The 18,698-nt window shown below is 36.5% G+C and carries 21 protein-coding genes; 5 read left to right on the forward strand and 16 right to left on the reverse strand.

Translation table 11 applies throughout. The features are described 5' to 3' along the window. Position 1: 1 nt before the first annotated feature. The 4 genes from grpE to AOC36_RS05500 form a co-directional block, all read right to left on the reverse strand. Positions 2-529: a nucleotide exchange factor GrpE gene (grpE, locus tag AOC36_RS05485; RefSeq protein ID WP_067632247.1), complete on the reverse strand. Its 528-nt coding sequence runs from the start codon at positions 527-529 to the stop codon at positions 2-4. Beyond that, positions 516-1,544 carry a heat-inducible transcriptional repressor HrcA gene (gene hrcA, locus AOC36_RS05490; protein ID WP_067632249.1) on the reverse strand — a complete coding sequence of 343 codons (1,029 nt, stop codon included), beginning with the start codon at positions 1,542-1,544 and terminating at the stop codon, positions 516-518. Before hrcA ends, grpE begins: the two co-directional genes overlap by 14 nt. A 96-nt stretch (positions 1,545-1,640) precedes the next feature. Then, positions 1,641-2,177: a 16S rRNA (guanine(966)-N(2))-methyltransferase RsmD gene (gene rsmD / locus AOC36_RS05495; RefSeq protein ID WP_067632251.1), complete on the reverse strand. Its 537-nt coding sequence runs from the start codon at positions 2,175-2,177 to the stop codon at positions 1,641-1,643. After that, a complete protein-coding gene (locus AOC36_RS05500) occupies positions 2,174-3,373 on the reverse strand; it encodes an FtsW/RodA/SpoVE family cell cycle protein (protein ID WP_067632253.1) in 1,200 nt (399 codons plus the stop codon). The genes rsmD and AOC36_RS05500 overlap by 4 nt, the downstream gene beginning before the upstream one ends. 163 nt (positions 3,374-3,536) lie before the next feature. On the opposite strand from AOC36_RS05500, the gene def reads away from it, so the two are divergent. Genes def through mnmM form a run of 4 tightly spaced genes read left to right on the forward strand, consistent with a single transcriptional unit; the run spans position 3,537 to position 7,209 of the window. Beyond that, entirely contained in the window at positions 3,537-4,091 is a 555-nt protein-coding gene (gene def, locus AOC36_RS05505; protein WP_470295753.1) for a peptide deformylase, read from the forward strand. A gap of 8 nt (positions 4,092-4,099) precedes the next feature. Continuing rightward, a complete protein-coding gene (gene rnjA / locus AOC36_RS05510) occupies positions 4,100-5,857 on the forward strand; it encodes a ribonuclease J1 (RefSeq protein WP_078055089.1) in 1,758 nt (585 codons plus the stop codon). Further along, the gene (locus AOC36_RS05515; RefSeq protein WP_067632255.1) at positions 5,835-6,650 is read left to right on the forward strand and encodes a metallophosphoesterase family protein; all 816 of its coding nucleotides are present in this window, start codon (positions 5,835-5,837) and stop codon (positions 6,648-6,650) included. Before rnjA ends, AOC36_RS05515 begins: the two co-directional genes overlap by 23 nt. A gap of 25 nt (positions 6,651-6,675) precedes the next feature. Further along, on the forward strand, positions 6,676-7,209 hold the full coding sequence (gene mnmM / locus AOC36_RS05520; protein ID WP_232505398.1) for a tRNA 5-(aminomethyl)-2-thiouridylate-methyltransferase MnmM: 534 nt from the start codon (positions 6,676-6,678) through the stop codon (positions 7,207-7,209). Here mnmM and AOC36_RS05525 read toward each other — a convergent pair. The 9 genes from AOC36_RS05525 to trmB all read right to left on the reverse strand — a co-directional run bounded on the left by AOC36_RS05525 (position 7,178) and on the right by trmB (position 14,725). Beyond that, positions 7,178-7,684, reverse strand: coding sequence for an NUDIX domain-containing protein (locus tag AOC36_RS05525; RefSeq protein WP_067632257.1), 507 nt, complete (start codon positions 7,682-7,684; stop codon positions 7,178-7,180). The genes mnmM and AOC36_RS05525 overlap by 32 nt on opposite strands. Before the next feature lie 540 nt (positions 7,685-8,224). Next, positions 8,225-9,217, reverse strand: coding sequence for a LacI family DNA-binding transcriptional regulator (locus tag AOC36_RS05530; protein WP_067632260.1), 993 nt, complete (start codon positions 9,215-9,217; stop codon positions 8,225-8,227). Beyond that, the gene (locus AOC36_RS05535) at positions 9,195-9,899 is read right to left on the reverse strand and encodes a hypothetical protein (protein ID WP_067632262.1); all 705 of its coding nucleotides are present in this window, start codon (positions 9,897-9,899) and stop codon (positions 9,195-9,197) included. Before AOC36_RS05535 ends, AOC36_RS05530 begins: the two co-directional genes overlap by 23 nt. Further along, a complete protein-coding gene (locus AOC36_RS05540) occupies positions 9,892-10,317 on the reverse strand; it encodes a DUF948 domain-containing protein (RefSeq protein WP_067632264.1) in 426 nt (141 codons plus the stop codon). The genes AOC36_RS05535 and AOC36_RS05540 overlap by 8 nt, the downstream gene beginning before the upstream one ends. Before the next feature lie 54 nt (positions 10,318-10,371). After that, entirely contained in the window at positions 10,372-11,688 is a 1,317-nt protein-coding gene (gene murC, locus AOC36_RS05545; RefSeq protein ID WP_232505399.1) for a UDP-N-acetylmuramate--L-alanine ligase, read from the reverse strand. After that, positions 11,678-12,331, reverse strand: a complete 654-nt coding sequence (locus tag AOC36_RS05550; RefSeq protein WP_067632268.1) for a polyadenylate binding domain-containing protein — start codon at positions 12,329-12,331, stop codon at positions 11,678-11,680. The genes murC and AOC36_RS05550 overlap by 11 nt, the downstream gene beginning before the upstream one ends. Positions 12,332-12,349: 18 nt before the next feature. Continuing rightward, positions 12,350-13,042 (reverse strand): hypothetical protein, encoded by a 693-nt coding sequence (locus AOC36_RS05555; RefSeq protein ID WP_067632270.1) that lies wholly within the window; start codon positions 13,040-13,042, stop codon positions 12,350-12,352. Further along, on the reverse strand, positions 13,042-14,094 hold the full coding sequence (locus tag AOC36_RS05560) for a M42 family metallopeptidase (protein WP_067632272.1): 1,053 nt from the start codon (positions 14,092-14,094) through the stop codon (positions 13,042-13,044). Before AOC36_RS05560 ends, AOC36_RS05555 begins: the two co-directional genes overlap by 1 nt. Continuing rightward, positions 14,087-14,725, reverse strand: a complete 639-nt coding sequence (trmB, locus tag AOC36_RS05565; RefSeq protein WP_067632274.1) for a tRNA (guanosine(46)-N7)-methyltransferase TrmB — start codon at positions 14,723-14,725, stop codon at positions 14,087-14,089. The genes AOC36_RS05560 and trmB overlap by 8 nt, the downstream gene beginning before the upstream one ends. Before the next feature lie 90 nt (positions 14,726-14,815). Here trmB and AOC36_RS05570 point away from each other — a divergent pair, with 90 nt between their 5' ends. Beyond that, positions 14,816-15,880 (forward strand): tRNA(Met) cytidine acetate ligase, encoded by a 1,065-nt coding sequence (locus AOC36_RS05570; protein ID WP_067632276.1) that lies wholly within the window; start codon positions 14,816-14,818, stop codon positions 15,878-15,880. Here the strand turns inward: AOC36_RS05570 and metK are convergent. The 3 genes from metK to AOC36_RS05585 form a co-directional block, all read right to left on the reverse strand. Further along, entirely contained in the window at positions 15,867-16,964 is a 1,098-nt protein-coding gene (metK, locus tag AOC36_RS05575) for a methionine adenosyltransferase (protein WP_067632278.1), read from the reverse strand. The two genes, AOC36_RS05570 and metK, sit on opposite strands and share 14 nt — an antisense overlap. A gap of 414 nt (positions 16,965-17,378) precedes the next feature. Beyond that, positions 17,379-18,248: a YitT family protein gene (locus tag AOC36_RS05580; RefSeq protein WP_067632280.1), complete on the reverse strand. Its 870-nt coding sequence runs from the start codon at positions 18,246-18,248 to the stop codon at positions 17,379-17,381. Then, complete coding sequence (locus tag AOC36_RS05585; protein ID WP_067632282.1) at positions 18,235-18,684, reverse strand: Rid family detoxifying hydrolase; 450 nt, start codon at positions 18,682-18,684, stop codon at positions 18,235-18,237. The genes AOC36_RS05580 and AOC36_RS05585 overlap by 14 nt, the downstream gene beginning before the upstream one ends. Positions 18,685-18,698 lie beyond the last annotated feature (14 nt).

Genomic DNA, 18,698 nt, shown 5'->3' on the forward strand with positions numbered 1-18,698 from the left:
CCTATTCGCTTACCTTAACTAAACTAGCGCGTAATACTCTATCTTTAATCATATACCCACGTTGAAATTCTTCAACCACTGTATTGGGTTCTACCCCTTCTACTGCTTCAGCAACCAGTGCTTGATGAATGTTTGGGTCAAAGGGTTTGTTTAATGCATCAATTTGCACAACACCCTCTTGTTTTAGTGCTTCAAGAATTTGATCATAGATCATCTTCACACCATCACGATATGATTGCCCTTCAACCACCTCTTGATTCAAGGCTCTTTCAAGATTATCAATCGCTGGTAAAATCGAATGTGCAAATGTTTGAACGCGATATTTCATGGATAAATCATAGTCACGTTCTAACCGTTTTTTCATGTTATCTGCATCTGCAAATACTTTTAGGTAATCATTTTTACTTACTTCTAATGCTGTTTTTAATTCTTCATTTTCTTTCATTAAAGCTTCAACAATTGGATCAAGCGTTGCTTCATCATTCTTTTTGAGCTCTTTTTCTTCAGCTTTTTTCTTATTCTTGCTCATCATTGCCACCTTTCCCATAGACTTTTTCTATCATTGTTGTTACAAACTCAACGAGCGAAACAACACGTCCATATTCCATTCTACTTGGACCGACAACCATCAGTGTGTGTTCTTGGTCATCATCAAGGACAAAAGATCCTGAAACAACAGCCATATCATCAATCCAAACGAGTTCACTGTGATCACCTTTACGAAGGCGCAGATTGTCGTGTGACATTGACAACTCTTTCCACATCTGTGAGTTTTCCAACATTTCCATTAATTCACGTAATTTATGAATATCAGAGAACTCGGGTTGATATAGCATGTTGGATTGCCCTGAAGCATAAACTTCTTCTTGAGCAAATTTCATAAACGCTCCAACAAACGCTTCAAACAGCATTTCATATTGCGTTAAACGCTGTGATAGAAGAGGCTTCAGGCTTTCCATCTTCTCAACTACTTCTGATAAAGGCGTTCCTACAAGTCTGTCATTTAAAATTGTTGTACAAGCTTGCATTTCATCCACATTAACAGAATATTCAAAATTGAAGATTCGATGTTCTACATGTCCATTTTCAGTTTCAAAAATCGCAATTGCACTTCGATCGTTGACAGGAATCAGCTGAACATTCTCTAGACGCTCTTGATTTGAGCTGGGACCTAACACCATTGATGTGAGGTTTGTCATTTGAGTTAGGATATTAACACTTTGCTTAATCGCCTCTTCAAGACCAACTTTACGATCTTGAAAAATACGTGTAATCGCATGTTCAATTCCAACATTCGCTTGCTCTTCCATATAATGTTCTACATAAAAACGATATCCCTTGCTTGATGGGACTCGTCCACTTGATGTATGAGTTTTTTCCAATAACCCAAGTTTTTCAAGGTCTTGCATCTCATTACGAATCGTAGCTGAAGAATACGGCATTTGGTACTTTTCAATCAACAATTTAGAGCCAACGGGTTCAGCTGTTGTAATGAACTCTTTGACAATCGCTTTAAAGATTTCAACTTTTCTTGGAGTTAGCATCACATCGCCTCCTAGCACTCTTATATGCTACGTGATAATTATAATCAAAATAATTAGCACTGTCAACATTTGAGTGCTAAAAAGAAAAAGAAATGCTTATCGCATTTCATATGTATGTAATCGTGCAACGCCATAATCGCGTTGATCTGTTTTAATTAAGGATCCAATTGTATCGGGTAAACTATGTTTCTTATCCGTTTCAATAATCATGATCCCACCTATTTTAACACATTTTTCTAAGTTTTGGGCGATTTCAAGCGTATTTTCATACGCATATGGTGGATCCATAAAAATAAAATCAAATTGCTGAGACATCTTTTGCGTAACAACCCGTGCATCACCAGATAGAACGTTTGTTTGGGCTGTCACTCCCAATGCCTGGATATTTTTTTTGATGATCCCCACTGCGGATTTTTCTTTTTCAATAAAGGTCACAAAATCTAACCCTCGACTTAACCCTTCAAGCCCAACAGCACCACTGCCTGCAAACACATCCAAACCGGTTCCCCCATCAAAGTAAGGACCAATCTTGCTGAAAAGCGCTGTTTTTAGACGATCAGAGCTGGGTCTAGTGTTATCTCCAGGCAATGTGAAGAGTTTTCGTGAGCCATAGGTTCCTGCAATGATTCTCATGATTTACTATTTTGAATCTTTGTCGATTCTGCATTTCTAGCAATTACATTTTGACATAATCCAATCGCCATCATAATTGCAAGACGGCTAGATCCCCCTGCTGAGATAAAAAGCAACGGTACCCCCGTTAATGGAATGAGTGCAGTGACGCCTCCAACATTCAAGAAGAAATGGAAGAATATATAGGCAATTGTACCTACTAAGATGATGCGGTCTTTTTCATTTTTAATAAATAATGCATTTTTCATGAGCTCAAACACAATTACCACATAACCAATGAATATTGGTAAAAATCCAAAGATGACACCAAGCTCTTCAACTACTGAAGCAAGAATTGAATCGGTTTCTACTGCAAAGATATAGCTGTATTTTAAGAATCCTTTTCCATACCCAACACCAAACCATCCCCCTTGTACAAAGGCAGCAAGTCCGTTAAATATTTGCATTCCAGGTCCATAGCGATCTGCAAAAGGGTCAAAACTTGTTTTAAATCGATTTATCATATAATCACTGATATGAACAAACTTCATCACTTCCATACCTAATTCGGTAACGGATAAAAACATCAGGATTAAAACTAATAATGCTAATGCAAATAATACAATTTGGGTTTTGTACAGACTCCCATGTGACGAGACTAAGGAGCAAAACACAGCAATTCCTAATATAATTAACCCACTTCCGAAGTCTTTTTGTGCGATTACTACGATACCTACAATAATAGAAACAATTATAATAGGATGTGTTAAAATATCCGATGCGGTTTTGTTTTTATTTTTTATCCCACCAGTAGTTCTTGCCATAATGAGAATAACGCCAATTTTCGCAAACTCTGAAGGTTGAATCGTAATTCCAAAAAATCGAATCCATGCTCGGGTATCACTTCCTGGTGCTGGAGCAAAAGCCATCGTTGATATCAAAAGGATAAATAATACCAATAAAAAAAGCCAATAATACTTTTCGAAAGTCTTTTGTTTATAACTTCGGGCCAGTAATACCATCATGTAATAAGAAACTGTGATAAAAAACAGTTCCTTTGCAATTACCACTAATAAAGCAGTTGAACTTGTAGCATCTTTTGTTGCAGTTGCCGATATAATCATAAATAAACCAAAAAGCGTCAATAAAATCACTGACGCATGAATCCATTTTGAGTAACCTTTCGGCATTGCAAGAGAAATTTTTCTTAGTTTCATGGTATTATATTACCATATTCTCATCATTTTGAAATCGTTAGACTTTAAATTATTTAAATATTTTAGTATTATATACAAAAGATAGCTATAATTTTTCTTTGATTTAGCGTATAATATACTAGACAAATTTGGAGTAGAACATAAAATGAATATGAAGATAAATATGGATACAATTATACAGGATCCAAATCCTGTTTTGCGTGCACAGGCAAAACCTGTGCCACTTCCTCTTAGTGATGAGGATAGAGAAACATTAATGACGATGTTACAATATGTAAGAGATTCGCAAGATGAAGCCTTAGCTGAGGCAAATAACTTACAACCTGCTGTTGGAATCGCTGCACCACAAATTGGTGTATCAAAGCAAATGTCCGCGATTCGACTTGTTGATTATAATGATGATGACGAAGAAATCGTCAGTGAGTATGCGCTTGTTAATCCAAGAATCATCTCACACTCAGAAAAAAAATGTGCCCTTTCTTTAGGTGAAGGATGCTTATCAATTCGTGAAGAACATGCGGGGTTTGTACCACGCCATTTGCGCGTCAAAGTTAAGGCTTATGACGCACTCTTAGACAAAGAAATCGTAATACAATTATCAAATTATGCATCAATTGTATTTCAACATGAAATTGACCACCTACACGGTGTACTTTTCTACGATACCATTAATACAGAAAATCCTTGGGATGATTCAAATCTCAAGATAATAGAATAGGAGCAATTATGGATCAAACAAAAATAAAGAAATCTGATACACTCATTTTCGCATTAGGTGGATTGGGCGAAGTTGGAAAGAATATGTATGTATTCGAACAAGATGATGAAATTGTAATCATCGATGCGGGAGTTATGTTTCCTGAAGAAAACTTACTTGGGGTTGACTATGTTATCCCAGATTATTCATACCTCGTACGCAACCAAAAGAAAATTAAAGCATTGATTATCACCCACGGTCACGAAGACCATATCGGGGGTATTCCATTCTTATTACAACGTGTTAATATCCCTGTGATATACGCAACACGCTTTGCGAAAGCACTCATTAACCGTAAATTAGAAGAACGTCGCTTAAAAAACAGAACGAAAATTGTAGAAATTGATTCAAAATCAAAAGTTACAACGAAACATTTCAACGTTGGATTCTTTAATGTAATCCACTCTATTCCCGATTCATTAGGTGTTTTACTCAATACATCAAATGGTCGTATTGTTTCAACTGGAGACTTTAAATTTGATTTAACACCAGTTGGTGCAAGTTCCGACTATCAAATCATGTCTTACATGGGGGAAATAGGAATTGACTTACTCTTAAGTGATTCAACAAATGCTCAAGTCGCTGGTTTTTCAATTAGTGAAAAAGATGTTGCGAAATCCATTATGGACATTTTTAGAAAAACAGAAGGACGTATCATTATTGCGACATTTGCATCGAATATGTATCGTGTAAGCCAAATCATTGATGCAGCGATTGCTTCTGATCGAAAAGTTGCTGTATTTGGTCGTTCCATGGAAAACGTTGTGACAATTGCGCGTAAACTTGGTCATATTTCAGCAAAAGATAAACACTTCGTAAATGCAAATGAATTAAATCGTTTACCTGCAAGCAAAGTATGTATCTTATGTACTGGATCACAAGGTGAACCGCTTGCTGCATTAAGTCGTATTGCAAATGGAACTCACCGCCAAATTCGCATTATGCCTGGAGATACTGTAATCTTCTCATCCAGCCCTATTCCTGGAAACGCAAAAAGTGTATCAAATGTCGTAAATCAATTGACGCGAGCTGGAGCAAATGTGCTTACTAATTCGCCTTTGAACTCACTTCATACAACTGGACATGCTTCTCGAGAAGAACAAAAACTAATGCTTCAACTGATTCAACCAAAATACTTCATGCCAATGCATGGTGAGTATAAAATGTTAAAAACGCATGAACGAACTGCAATTGAGACGGGTGTACCAAAAGAAAATATCTTTATTTGCGCAAATGGCGATGTTGTTGTATTGCGTGATCACGAAGTCTTTATGTCAGATATCCGAATTCCTGCCGATGATATTTATGTTGATGGCAATGATTCAAGTGGTTTATCGACTGCAGTCATTAAAGATCGTAAAATCTTAGCGGACAACGGTCTAGTTTCTGTTGTGGTAACGATTGATTCTCGATACAACAAGATATTATGCAAACCAAGCATTGTTTCGCGTGGATTTGTATTCATTAAAGAAAATCAAACCTTACTTAAAGAAGCAGAACAAGTTGTTTATGAAGCATTGAAGAAAAAGATGGCACAAAAAACTACATTCGGTGAAATTAAGAATACAATTCGTTCATCTTTAGAGCCGTTTTTATTCAAACATACACAACGTAATCCACTGGTTATTCCAGTAATCTTAAACCAAAGAGCAGCAATGCAATCGTATCAAAAAGAACCAAGTCACAAAGGACACCACGCTAAAAATGCGAAAGCTTCTGAATCTTAAGAAACTATTTATCGTGGTTTGTGTCATTGCAATTGGTGTTCTCGTATACTTTGAAATTACACATTTTGCCCCTTCTCGTCTTCATGCAACCAATTATTCAGTGCGCGATGCATCCATTCCTAAGGATTTTGACACCGTTACTATTGCGGTGTTCTCCGATGTTTATGGTGATATTGATAAACTGAATAAAGCGGTAGATATGATGAATATGCGAAGTCCAGATGTTGTTGTATTTCTAGGAAACCTGTTAAACACCAATGACGAGGCATCAATCAATGAAATCACAACAGCGCTATCCAATATTAATGCTCCACTTGGTAAGTATGCAATATTCGGACAGTATGATACGTTTAATTATGAAAGTGTAACGAAAGTACTTGATCAAAGTGATTTTAGATTGACTCAAAACAGAACGGTAAACCTTCATAACTTTACTGATTCAAACATTCAATTTCTCTTTTTAGATGAAACGAATACCGAGCAAAAAGTTAATGATGTTCTTGAAACACTGGATGATTCAAGCTTTACTATGACCTTCATGAATAATCCGAATCTTGTGCAGTTAATTAGTGATAAAAATCTAAAGGTATCAGTAGCTGGTGAAACATTGGGTGGCAAAGTAAACCTTCCATTAATCGGATCGCTTTTCTTTAAAGATACCTATACTGATTCAGATGTAACGATTGGCAATACACGTTTGCTTCTGTCAAATGGTATTGCGACACCTGAACCAGTTGTGCGATTATTCGCAGACCCTAACATCTTATTTATTACACTTAACGCCTCAGAGTAAATCTGGGGCGTTTTAGGAGGCTTATATGACACAAAGAATCACAAACCTAACAAAGACTCATCAATGGATTGAAAAGCGCTTAGATCCGACGAAAAGCGTTGTAATCGATATGACATGCGGAAACGGACATGATACATTATTTCTGGCTCAACATTGTTATCATGTATATGCAATTGATATCCAAGCACAAGCCATTGAAAACACAAAAAAACGTACCCGAGACTTTAAGAATATAACCACTATACTTAAAGATCACAGTACGCTTGATTTTCATGAATTTGGTCCCATTGATGGGGCAATTTATAACTTAGGATATTTACCAGGTGGTGACAAATCGATCATCACTACTAAAGAAACAACATTGCAATCATTACACGCCTTAGTATCAGTGGTAACATCCTTTCTGGTAATTACCTGTTATCCGAGACATGATGGTGGCAGTGAAGAAACACACGCTGTTCAAAACTTCATCCATTCCCTGAACAAACCAATAACCCAATTTACGTATGATAAGCCTTTGAGCCCAATTACATATTGCATTGATCTGCGTAATACTTAAATGCTTGGTAATCGCGATCATGTACCAACTTGTCGACTGAAGAATCCCCAGTCTTTAGGATTTCGAGCCATTCGTTCAATGGTTTATGTTCAATACCTTTGATTAGAACTTTCTCAACGTCAGTTTGGTTGGATGAAGTCTCACCTACGATACGACAAACATAATACCGTTCGACATTGATTCGATTCAGAAGATTGTAATGACCCACTACCATCCCTAAAAACGATTCAATCTCACAAAGCACACCCAGCTCTTCTTCCATTTCACGCAGAAGGGCTTTTTCATATCCCTCACCGACTTCTACGCCGCCTCCAGGTGTTTCATAGTGGTTTCGGATTCCAAAAAAATCTTCCCCTTCAATTTTTAACATAACAAAATTTCCATCAGCATCTTTAACCAAACCTCTAACAGTTCGTCTAATTGATGAAAATCCTTCATTTTTAAAGTATTTATCTTCTAATTCTTTGAATAACATAATCGTACCTCCAAAGTATAAAAAAAAGCGGATCACCATATTGTCTTGGGTGGGGGGTAAAGAACATTTGGTGACCCACATTCGATCATCGCTGACCAAATATAATTATAGTTTATGCCTATAAAATTGTCAAGAAACTTAAGCAAAAACATCAACAATTTTTGATGAATTTGATTTATTATTTGTTTCATGAATCACCAAAGTACTCATATTAGTTTCTATATTTGAAAAAATAATCATAAAACTGCTCATTCTTCCAAAATATCCCGTTATAATTTGCTTATATAGACGTTTGTTGAACAAAATTTAACGGCTTAATCAACTATTATATCATTTATCCAGCACTTTCTACTTTCGTAATATGAAAGTGATAAACGATAATAAGTCTTCATATATAACTTTAAATATCTGAATAAAAAATATTGAATTATGCATTGGTATCTATAATATCTATAACGATTCACGCAAAAGAACTTAAATATTCTATGCATTCTCTCTCTAAAATAAAAAAGATGCAAAAAGTGCACCTTTAGAAGTTCATTATTTCGTTGTTTGACGTGGTGTAAAGAGATAGCTTAATTCAATTTCACGATCATCAATCTCATCATCATTGAGCATCTTAGTTAAAACACGCATTGCAACTGCTCCAAGGTCATATGATGGAATTGCAAAGCTTGAAAGACGCGGACGCACCATGTTGTTGTATTTAGAATCAATGAGACATACAACTTCCAATTCATCAGGGATGCTCACATTGCATTCGTTTGCTGCATTGAGTGCAGAAATTGCTTGTGAGTCTCGGTTTGCAGTTAAGAAGTTATACGGTAATGTTTGAATTGTGTCTTTAAAGTAATCATAAGAACGACGGTATTCTCCAGGAATTTCAATATAGCCATCCCCTTCAAAACCCAGTTCTTCATACGCACGTTTTAACCCACGAATCATTTCCTGAGTTGTGAATTCATTTTTTCTATCTTGGATTACACCAACTTTACAATCAGGATTTGCTTTCATTTTCTTTAATGCAAGCTCATAAACTGCTTTTTCAATATCCACAAATACTGACGATATATTTCCATCAGACATACGGTTACCAATTAATACGATTGGGAACTGATATTTACTTAATTCAGCAAGTTCATTTTCTAAAAGTTGATCATTATAAATAATAACACCATCAACACGTGATTTAATAATACCGTCGATGATATCGTCAATATCTACAATCCCCTCAGACATTGTATGTAACATAATATTGTACTTGTAGATTTTCGCAACATCAATCAATCCATTGATAATTTGACCCGTGTAACCAAAACTTGCTTCTGGAACTACGAGTGCAATTGTTGTGGATTTTTGTAATGCTAATCCTTGAGCAATCGCATTTGGTTTGTAACCCAGTTTGCTGATTGCTTCTTCTACCTTAATACGTGTTTCGTCACGAACAATTTCTAAACCATTAATTACGCGTGATACTGTAGCAAGAGATACACCAGCCTCTTTTGCTACATCATAGATCGTCACTCTTTTCATTATTCTCTCCTCTGTCTTCAGGTTCTGTTTCTTCATTATCATTTACTTCTTCTTCAAAATCTGGATAATCACCAAACAAATCATCAACATCTGGTGTTTGTTTGCTTGTATCAGAGCGAGAATCTAACCATTCTTTTAGTTTCAAAGAACTAACTTTAAGGGCATCCCCACCGATAGTTACGATATCCTTCGCAACGTCTTTTGTTTTTTGCACACCTTCAATAAATCGTGGATCTTCAGATACAGTATGAATCGTTTCCTTCACCTTTTCATACCCATCTTGTGCAACATCTTTAATTTTGTCTACAGTTTCAGGAGTGTTTACTTTGTCAACGACTTTGCGCGCACCTTCATAAACATTTTGATAGACATCTTTCACAGATGACCCCACAGATTTATCCGAATCAATCACTGTAAGTGCAGATTCTAATATTGAACGATTTTTCTCTACAAGAACATCTACACGATCTTCAACCATTGCATGGTCTTTAAATTGTGAAATGATTTCTAGGGAACGAACGTTCATATCGTTTAATGTTGAAATGGTTTTATCTCTAAAATCGATAAGTCGATCTTGATTCTTTTTCTTTGAAATCAAATCATTACTTTGTCGATAAAAGTCATAAATTAAATCATCAATTTCGTATACTACTTCTGTTAAATATGCATCATATTTACTCATAAACACCAAAATCCTCCTCTTTGACCTCTTGATCATCTGATTCCTTATCTGAATGTTTCTTATTTGAAGCGAAGATATCTTTCCCCCAGTTAACAAGAGAGTCTGAATTCTTGATTGCATATGTTGCAACACTAGCTACAACACCGTTCGCAGCAGAATTAACTTTGTCTACGGTTTGAGCGACACCCACAATTGCATCCATCGGCTCGTTAAGCTTGTCAATAAGTTCATTGGCAGTATCAACGGTTTTATCTAAGTTATCAATTGTCTTATTCATACGTTCAACTGTTTGTGGCAATGGTTTAACCATAACCATCAAACGATAAATAAGAATTGCTAGAAAGATTAGGCATATCAAGCCAACAAATGGCAATAGTAATAATGAAACATCGTGTAATGACTCTAAAAGTGCATCCATTTAATTATCACCTCTTTTAATAAATATTATACACATTAATGAAACTGTTTTCAATCATTGTAAATGGTCTTTCAGTAAATTTTTCAAATTATAAACGTCTTTATCGCTCATAAATACATAAACGGCGGGTTCAAAAGCTAAAAGTGCTTGAACGCTTTGCTCATCTTCATCGACCATAAAAGCGCCCTCAATTCGTGATTGAAGGAACGTTGCATCAATATCAATCCCATCTTGAGCATCATCAATGCTGGTGAAGGGACAAATTGCAACTTCATCTGCAATTGATAATGACGTGATAAATTCATTGATAAAATGATAGATTCGCCCTACTCTATGCGGTTTAAATATTGCAACAATTTTTTTATTTGGATAGCGTATGCGTGTTGCTTCTAATGTTACTTTTATTTCTGTTGGATGGTGAGCATAGTCATCGATTAGAATGGACTCACCGACTGTTTCAATGCTGTAACGGCGTTTTGCACCACTAAAGTTTTGAAGACCTCTTTCAATTAAATCAACCGGGATTTCTTCATATAGTCCAACTGCAATTACAGATAATGCATTTAATATCATATGATCACCAACAAGTGGTAAATCAAAGCGTTTAATGAATTGTCCATGGGCAATCACATCAAAATATGAATGTGTCTCGCTGCGGTCGATATTAATTGCTTGAAAGTCATTCTTAGTCGAAAAACCATAGGTTAACGTTGTTGGCGCAAGATTTAAACGTGCAAAGTGTGGGTCATCACCCCATGCAATCACTACTTCTTTAACATTTTTTGAAAATTCATTGTAGGCACTAAGGTAATCGGCTTCATCTTTAAAATAATCGACGTGATCCAATTCAAAGTTTGTCATAACCGCAATATCAGGATGGTATGCTAAAAAATGACGTCTAAACTCACACGCCTCTACTGCAAAATAATAATCATCGTTTTCTACAAGCCCACTACCATCACCAATGAGATATCCAGTATTCTTATATTCTGAAAGCATATCTTTCAGTAAAGTTGTCGTTGTCGTTTTACCATGCGTTCCACTCACGGAAATCGTACGATATTGACCCATCAGGTGCCCTAAGAATTGATGGTAACGATACACTGTAACTGTCTTATTATTTGAAGCAGCAACCACTTCTTCAAACGTATCATCAAATGCATTTCCGACAATCACAATTGTATGATCGCGAATGTTACTTGGATTGAATGAATAGATGGGAATGTTCGCTTCAATAAGGCGTGTTTCTGTGAAAAAATGCTTGTCTAAGTCTGATCCAGATACGTTATACCCTAAGTCTTTACAGATTAAGGCTAATGCAGACATCCCTGTGCCCTTAATTCCAATAAAATATATATCTTTATGATTCACTCGAGTCATCTCCTTCTAAGTAATCAAAAAGAGTAGTTTGAACTTCATCAGTTTTTGAAGTTTTGTCATAATCAGGTGTAATCATTGACTCGACATCTAGTTCTAAAATCGATAAGTCAACTGGACCACTGCCTTGTGACTCAGGTTCTTCAACTTTACCATACATAGGACTGATAACTTCTGTTAATGGGGTGCGCTTTTTAACTGGCGTTTGTTTTGGTTTGCTTAATGGTTCATTTTGAAGCTGCGAACCACCATGAATTGGACTTAAGATTTCATGAGCAACATACGGTTTCGATGTGTCACGACGCACTTCACGTGGTGTTTCTTGAACTGATTGAACCGGTTGATTTTGGGCAGCATTATCTAAATCAATCCTGAATGATTTTCGAGCCTGTACTTGGGGTGTTGGTGTAGCACTAACATCCCTTTGGGTCATTTCTTGATTCATAACAGGTTTAGATACCGGTTGTGCTTGAGTTTGTGGTCGATGAACTGTTTGTTGTGTTGTCGTTGAAGGTTGTGGTGATGAAGATTGAATGGGTTTAATGGGTGGTATATTGACCGGTTCAATTTCAAGATCTTCTTCCTCTATAACTATTTCTTCTTCTCTAAATAATAAAGATGTAAGTTTACGTAACATGTTAGTTTCCTTCTTTCTTTAGTCTGCTCTTTGGTCATTTGAATCATCTGTATCTTGATTTCGATCTGGATTCAAGCGATCATACATGTCTTGTAGTGAACCATTTTCTGGTGGTACTTGTTCAAAGAACTCCGAGAAAATTGCATCACGGTCAATGATTTCTTTCGTCGAATAAGTCGCAACAACTAAATCATTATCAACATCCACCGAACGCATAATTGTAATCATATGTTCAAGGGTCAAGTTTAATGAAGTGTCGGAGACAACTGCGATAATATCGACCAGCTGATTATTCAGGATAATCGAGACGGTATTATCTCTTAATCGAATAATGTCAACATGGAAATTACGTGATACTGATTGGGCATCATAATAAGCTCCAGTGTATTGAAACATGACTTCAAAGTTTTCTAAATTTAACGCTGGTATTGCGTCATCTGCTTCATAATATTCGCTTGATATGATTTGTGAAATACTTAAATTCATCAAAACATCGTAACCATTAATATTAAGAAGTGTACTGTTTTGACTTGACGACTTAACGCCAACCGTTGACGGAACATAGTACCGAAACATTGGTTTACTATGATTCGTGGTTGATGGAAGCGGTGAAGAAAGCGTGGATTGTATTACTGATTCTATTGATTGCACTTGACATCCAGTTAAAAGGATGACCATCGCAAGAAGTACAGTAATTAAAACCTTCTTCATTATTCCCAATTCCTTTCCAATAACATCAATGAGATTGCTTTTTTAGCACTTTGATAATCATTGGAGTCCATGATACTACTTGAAGTATGAATGTTTCGTGCAACAATACAACAGGTTACTGTTGGCACACCCCCATTTGATTTGTGGACGATACCTGCATCGGTACCACCTGCAGATACATAATATTGATGTTTAATATCGTGTTTCACACAGGTGTCTACAAGTTCATAAATTAAGTCTTTATTCGCAATAAAATTACCATCAATCATGCGAACTAAGATTCCTGCTCCCAATTTACCCAATGATGTTGTATCAACGGCATCATTAGCGGGTGAGCAATCCAATACAATTGCATAATCGGGTTGAATTAATTGTGTAATCGTTTGAGCTCCACGAAGACCCACTTCTTCTTGTACACTGGCACCAACATATAGATCAAATGGAAGATCTTTATCTTTAAGGTCGCGCATCAAGTCAAGTCCCATAACACAGCCGTAACGATTATCAAAAGCTTTTGAGAGATAACGATCTCCATCAGCAAGTTGGGTAAAGGATCCTTCTAATACGACCATGTCACCAATTTGAATTCCCCACGCTTTAATTTCTTCTTTAGATACAGCACCTACATCCGCAATCATGTCTTCAATTTGCATTGGTTTATTGCGTTTTTCTGGTGTTAACATATGTGGAGGTATACTTCCGATTGCACCTTGATATACTTTACCATGACGTGTCGTAACACGAATGCGATGTGCAAGTAGTGTTTGTGAGAACCATCCACCTACTGGGTGTAGTTTTAATACGCCGGTATCTGTGATATCTTTTACTAAAAATCCAACTTCATCCATATGTCCTAAAATCATGACTTTAGGCGCGTTTTCTTTTGATGAAGGTTTGTGACAGACAATACTTCCTAATTGGTCTGTGATCACATCAAACCCCATTTTTTCATATTCATTTTTAAGATAATGCGCTACACTGCGTTCATGACCACTTACGCCATCAATTTGAGTACAGGTTTCAAACCATTCTAATTGTTGTTTATCAAGCATCTTTCTTCCTCCAAATAGCTCGGAAAATCGGTTGTCCTTTTTCCATAAATTTTCGTTCATATTCTGATGTTGGATCTTCTTTTTCCTGACTTCTAAAATCAACATCCAACTCGATTAAATCAAATCCATTTTGTGTTACCGTTACAACTGAATAATTAAATAGACCAACATTGTCTGTCTTCATCCAAATCTCTCCATTTTGAGATAACACAGTTTTATATAACTCCAATTTTGAGGGATGGGTTAAGCGACGTTTTTCATGACGCGTTTTTGGCCATGGATCACTGAAGTTTAAGTGAATCACATCAATTTCCCCTTCACCAAACATTTCAATTAATGACTTAGCATCATTATGGATGAATCGTTTGCGATCTTTACCATATGTTTCAAGTTTTTTTAGCGCAATTGCACCTGCAGTAAAATCACGTTCCATACCTATAATACCATCGGGTTGGTATACATCTGCACAGTGGTGCCAATAATCACCTTTTCCTGAGCCGATTTCAAGTCTGAGGCGATCGACACGCATTGTTTCTTTCCAATTTCCTTTTATGTGTTCAAATTCATCGACAATAACGTCCTGATAATCTTCATATACGTCATTGCTCCATTTCTTTTTTCTTAATCTCATTGAAACCTTCCTTCGGTTAATATTGTACCATGTTTTCATGATTTTTTTCATCTTTCATCATCTTTCACAAAAATATGTTACAATGTGCCTATGAACTCACATAAACTTAAAATAGCAGGAATCGTCGTTGAATATAACCCATTCCACAATGGACACATCTATCACATTGAAAAGACACGAAATCTTACGCAATGTGATGTTTTAATTGCGATTATGTCATCAAACTTTGTACAACGGGGTGAACCCGCAATTATCGATAAATGGGAACGCACACGTGCTGCATTAAATCATGGGGTGGATTTAGTTTTAGAACTCCCAACACATATTGTACTTCAAAGTGCACAACAATTCGCAACACATGCTGTCGACATGCTTGCTCTTGCAGGTGTTACAGATTTAGTTTATGGAAGTGAAACTCTTGAAATACCGCAATTGACTGATTTCAACGCTGATTTGATTGATCAAGGGTTTAGTTATGCCAAAGCAAAAAACAGTGATCATAAAGCACCTAATAATATCCTAGGAGCATATTATGAACAAGCTGCACAGAAACATCACATCACTACCCACCGCATTCTTCGAACCAATCAGTATCATAGTGAAGAGATCAATGATTCGATTGTTTCAGCGAGTGCAATTCGAAAAGCTGTATTAAACTATCAAGACATCATACACACAACCCCCATGAGTCTTGATGTCAACGCACTCTATTCAATCGAAGATTACTATCCATTTATCCAGTATGAAATTATTAAAGAAAACAAAACGTTGAATTCTCGTTTTTTAATGCGTGAAGGGCTTGAAAACAAACTGTATAAAGAAGCGCTTCTTCATGATAAGTATGAGGACTTCTTAGAAGCATGTATCTCCAAACGGTATACAGCAAGTCGGATTCGTCGGTCCCTGATGCATATCTATCTTCATACTCCCCAACACATGCCACCCCAAACAACACTGCGTGTTCTTGGGATGAATGGTGTTGGACGAAATTACTTAAAAACACAAAAAAACAATGCCAAGTTTGCGACATTGTTTAAAGAAACACAATATAAAGACTTTGAAGAACGCGCATCTTTGTTGTATGCACTTCCGTATAAAGACCGCTTAACTTCCCTTTCTCAAAAAGAGAAAGAGGGTCCGATTATAGTCCCTTAAGGGCGATGATGGATTCCCATGGGAAACCATCACGACCAAAGTGACCAAAGTTCGCGGATTCACGGTAGATTGGACGTAATAAATCCAAAGTTTGGATCATTGACCCTACCTTAAAGTCAAAGTTATTCTTGATAATTTCTAAGATCTCATCCTGAGGTCTTTTTTCTGTACCATATGTTTCAATATGAATGGACAATGGATCAGTTAATCCAATTGCATAGCTTAATTGAATTTCTAAGCGATCACATAACCCAGCTGCAACGATGTTTTTCGCAACATAGCGTGCAAAATATGCAGCAGTACGGTCAACTTTTGATGGATCTTTTGAACTGAAGCATCCGCCTCCATTACGCGCAACACCACCATAAGTATCCACAACAATTTTACGGCCGGTTGTTCCACTATCACTAAAGGGTCCTGCGATACTGAACGCACCACTTGGATTGATAATAATTTTGGTATCGTCACGAAGCCATTTCGAATCAATCACAGGTTTAATCACTTCATTTAATATTGTGTCATGAATTTGTTCTTGTGAGATGTTTTCATCATGGGATGCGCTCACAAGCACTGTATGAACATAATGAGGTTTCCCATCTTTATATGCCACCGTGACTTGTGTCTTACCATCCGGTTTTAACCATGATATTTCTCTTTTCAAATCACTTAAGCGTTTTGATAGTTTATGAGCAAGGTCAATGGATAGTGGCATATATGATTCTGTTTCATTTGTTGCATAGCCAAACATGATTCCTTGGTCCCCAGCCCCTACATGTTCCGTTGTTGTTACTGCAGAATTTATTTGTGGAGATTGTTTTTGAACTTTTGTAAAGACATCAAAGTCTTCTGTATATCCAATATCTGCAACGACTTGTTTTGCAATATTAACATAGTCAATATTTGCTTGAGTATTTGCTTCACCGTATACAAAAATAAAATCATCTTTAATCGTAGCTTCTACAGCCATTTTTGAATTTGGATCTTGTCTGAGCGCTTCGTCCAGGATTGCATCTGCAATTTGGTCACACATCTTATCAGGATGTCCATCGGTAACACTTTCTGATGTAAAAAACACGTCTTTCATTAATATTTCCTCCTCTAGATGCTAAAAAACCAGACGCAAACAACGACCTGGCTTAAATTACTGTATTTAAAAGCACTCATCGTCGTTAGCAGTACCACCTTGCTTCAGCAGGTTGGTATGAGGTTACTGAGCTAACTCTCTACCTCAACTCTTGATAATAGCTCCTAGATTATAGCAAACCCTATACTATTATGCAATATCTAAAAATACTTGATAATAAAATAACTTTTGGTTTGGGTTTGAATGCACGTTTGCTTTGAGTATAAATAGAGAAAAAAGCTTGATGCATTTAACTGTTAAGTATAGTTTGCCTTCAAAAAACAATGCGTGTCATCTTTTAATCCTTTGATGTACAAGTCAACATCACATGTGTAACTCAGATTACTTATCCCCTTCAAACCCATAAAAAAACCACTAATCAAGTGGCTTCTGACGATAGTTTCCTTCAATGCGATCCACAGAGGCAATCTCGATAAATGCTTTGGCATCTGCATCTTTGATTGCTTTCACAACGGGACGAATTTCAAATGAATTCACAACCATATAGAGCATCGTTTTGTCTTTTTGTGAATAGACGCCCTTCCCTTGAAATTCGGTAATCCCATGGCGCACAATCGACAAGATTGCTTGAGATACAACTTCAGGCTGATCGGTTATAATATGTAAGCTTGAGAGCTTGTAACGGTCATGATTCTTTGTGAGAATCTCAGTAGAAATAAATTGATAGATAATGGAATAGAGTGATAATTCCCAATTACTACGCCAGCCATTATAAATGAGCATGCTCATATTAAAAATCATGATTTTATCCCACATTGGACGATTCTTAACGGTCGAGAAGAATATTGCGATAAAATCAGTGCCTCCTGTACTTCCGCCAACTTTTAATGCAACACTGATTGCAAGACCATTCACTACCCCACCAAATATTGCAAGCAATACGGGTTCGTGGGCAAGTTGATAGACAGGTAAAATATCCGAGAAAAAACTGGTAAGTACAACATGCAACAGGGATAATATTACAAATTGTTTACCCAAATGTTTAAATACAAACAAGAGTATTGAAACATTGATAAATAAGTAAATTACACCAAATGATAGATTTACATTCAGCAATTCAAGCACTTCACGTTGAACAAGCATCGAAAGTCCGGTTACACCTGCTGGTACTAAATGTGCTGGACGCACAAAATTAACAATCGCAAATGAAGACATCAAAGACGAAAGGACGATACCAACAATATTTGTACTTGAGATTGATGGGATTAACTTATGCTTCGTCATCACCGCAATCTCCACCACAATCATCCTCATCAATATCAAGTTGAAGATCTTGATCAGTTGTATCATACGCAATACATTCAACTTCAATTGATGCACCCATAGGCAATGCACTGACCTCATAACAAACACGTGCTGGATATGGTGGTGAGAAATAAATAGCATAGACTTGATTTACTTGACTAAAATCATTCATATCTTGTAATAAAACGGTGGTTTTCACAACTTGTCGCAGTGACATATTGGAAGCTTTTAAAACATCTTCCATATTTTCAAATACTTGAGCGGCTTGTTTACGAATATCCCCTTCAACAAGTTTGTTTGTTTTAGGGTCTACAGGTAATTGCCCTGATACAAAGACAAGTGGACCGACTTGTAATCCAGGTGAATAAGGTCCGATAGACTCTAGGCCATTGTTTGGTTTTATTGAACGTTTCATACATTTTTCCTCTT

Origin of the sequence: Erysipelothrix larvae (genome assembly GCF_001545095.1) — a bacterium.
GTDB classification, from domain to species: domain Bacteria; phylum Bacillota_I; class Bacilli_A; order Erysipelotrichales; family Erysipelotrichaceae; genus Erysipelothrix; species Erysipelothrix larvae.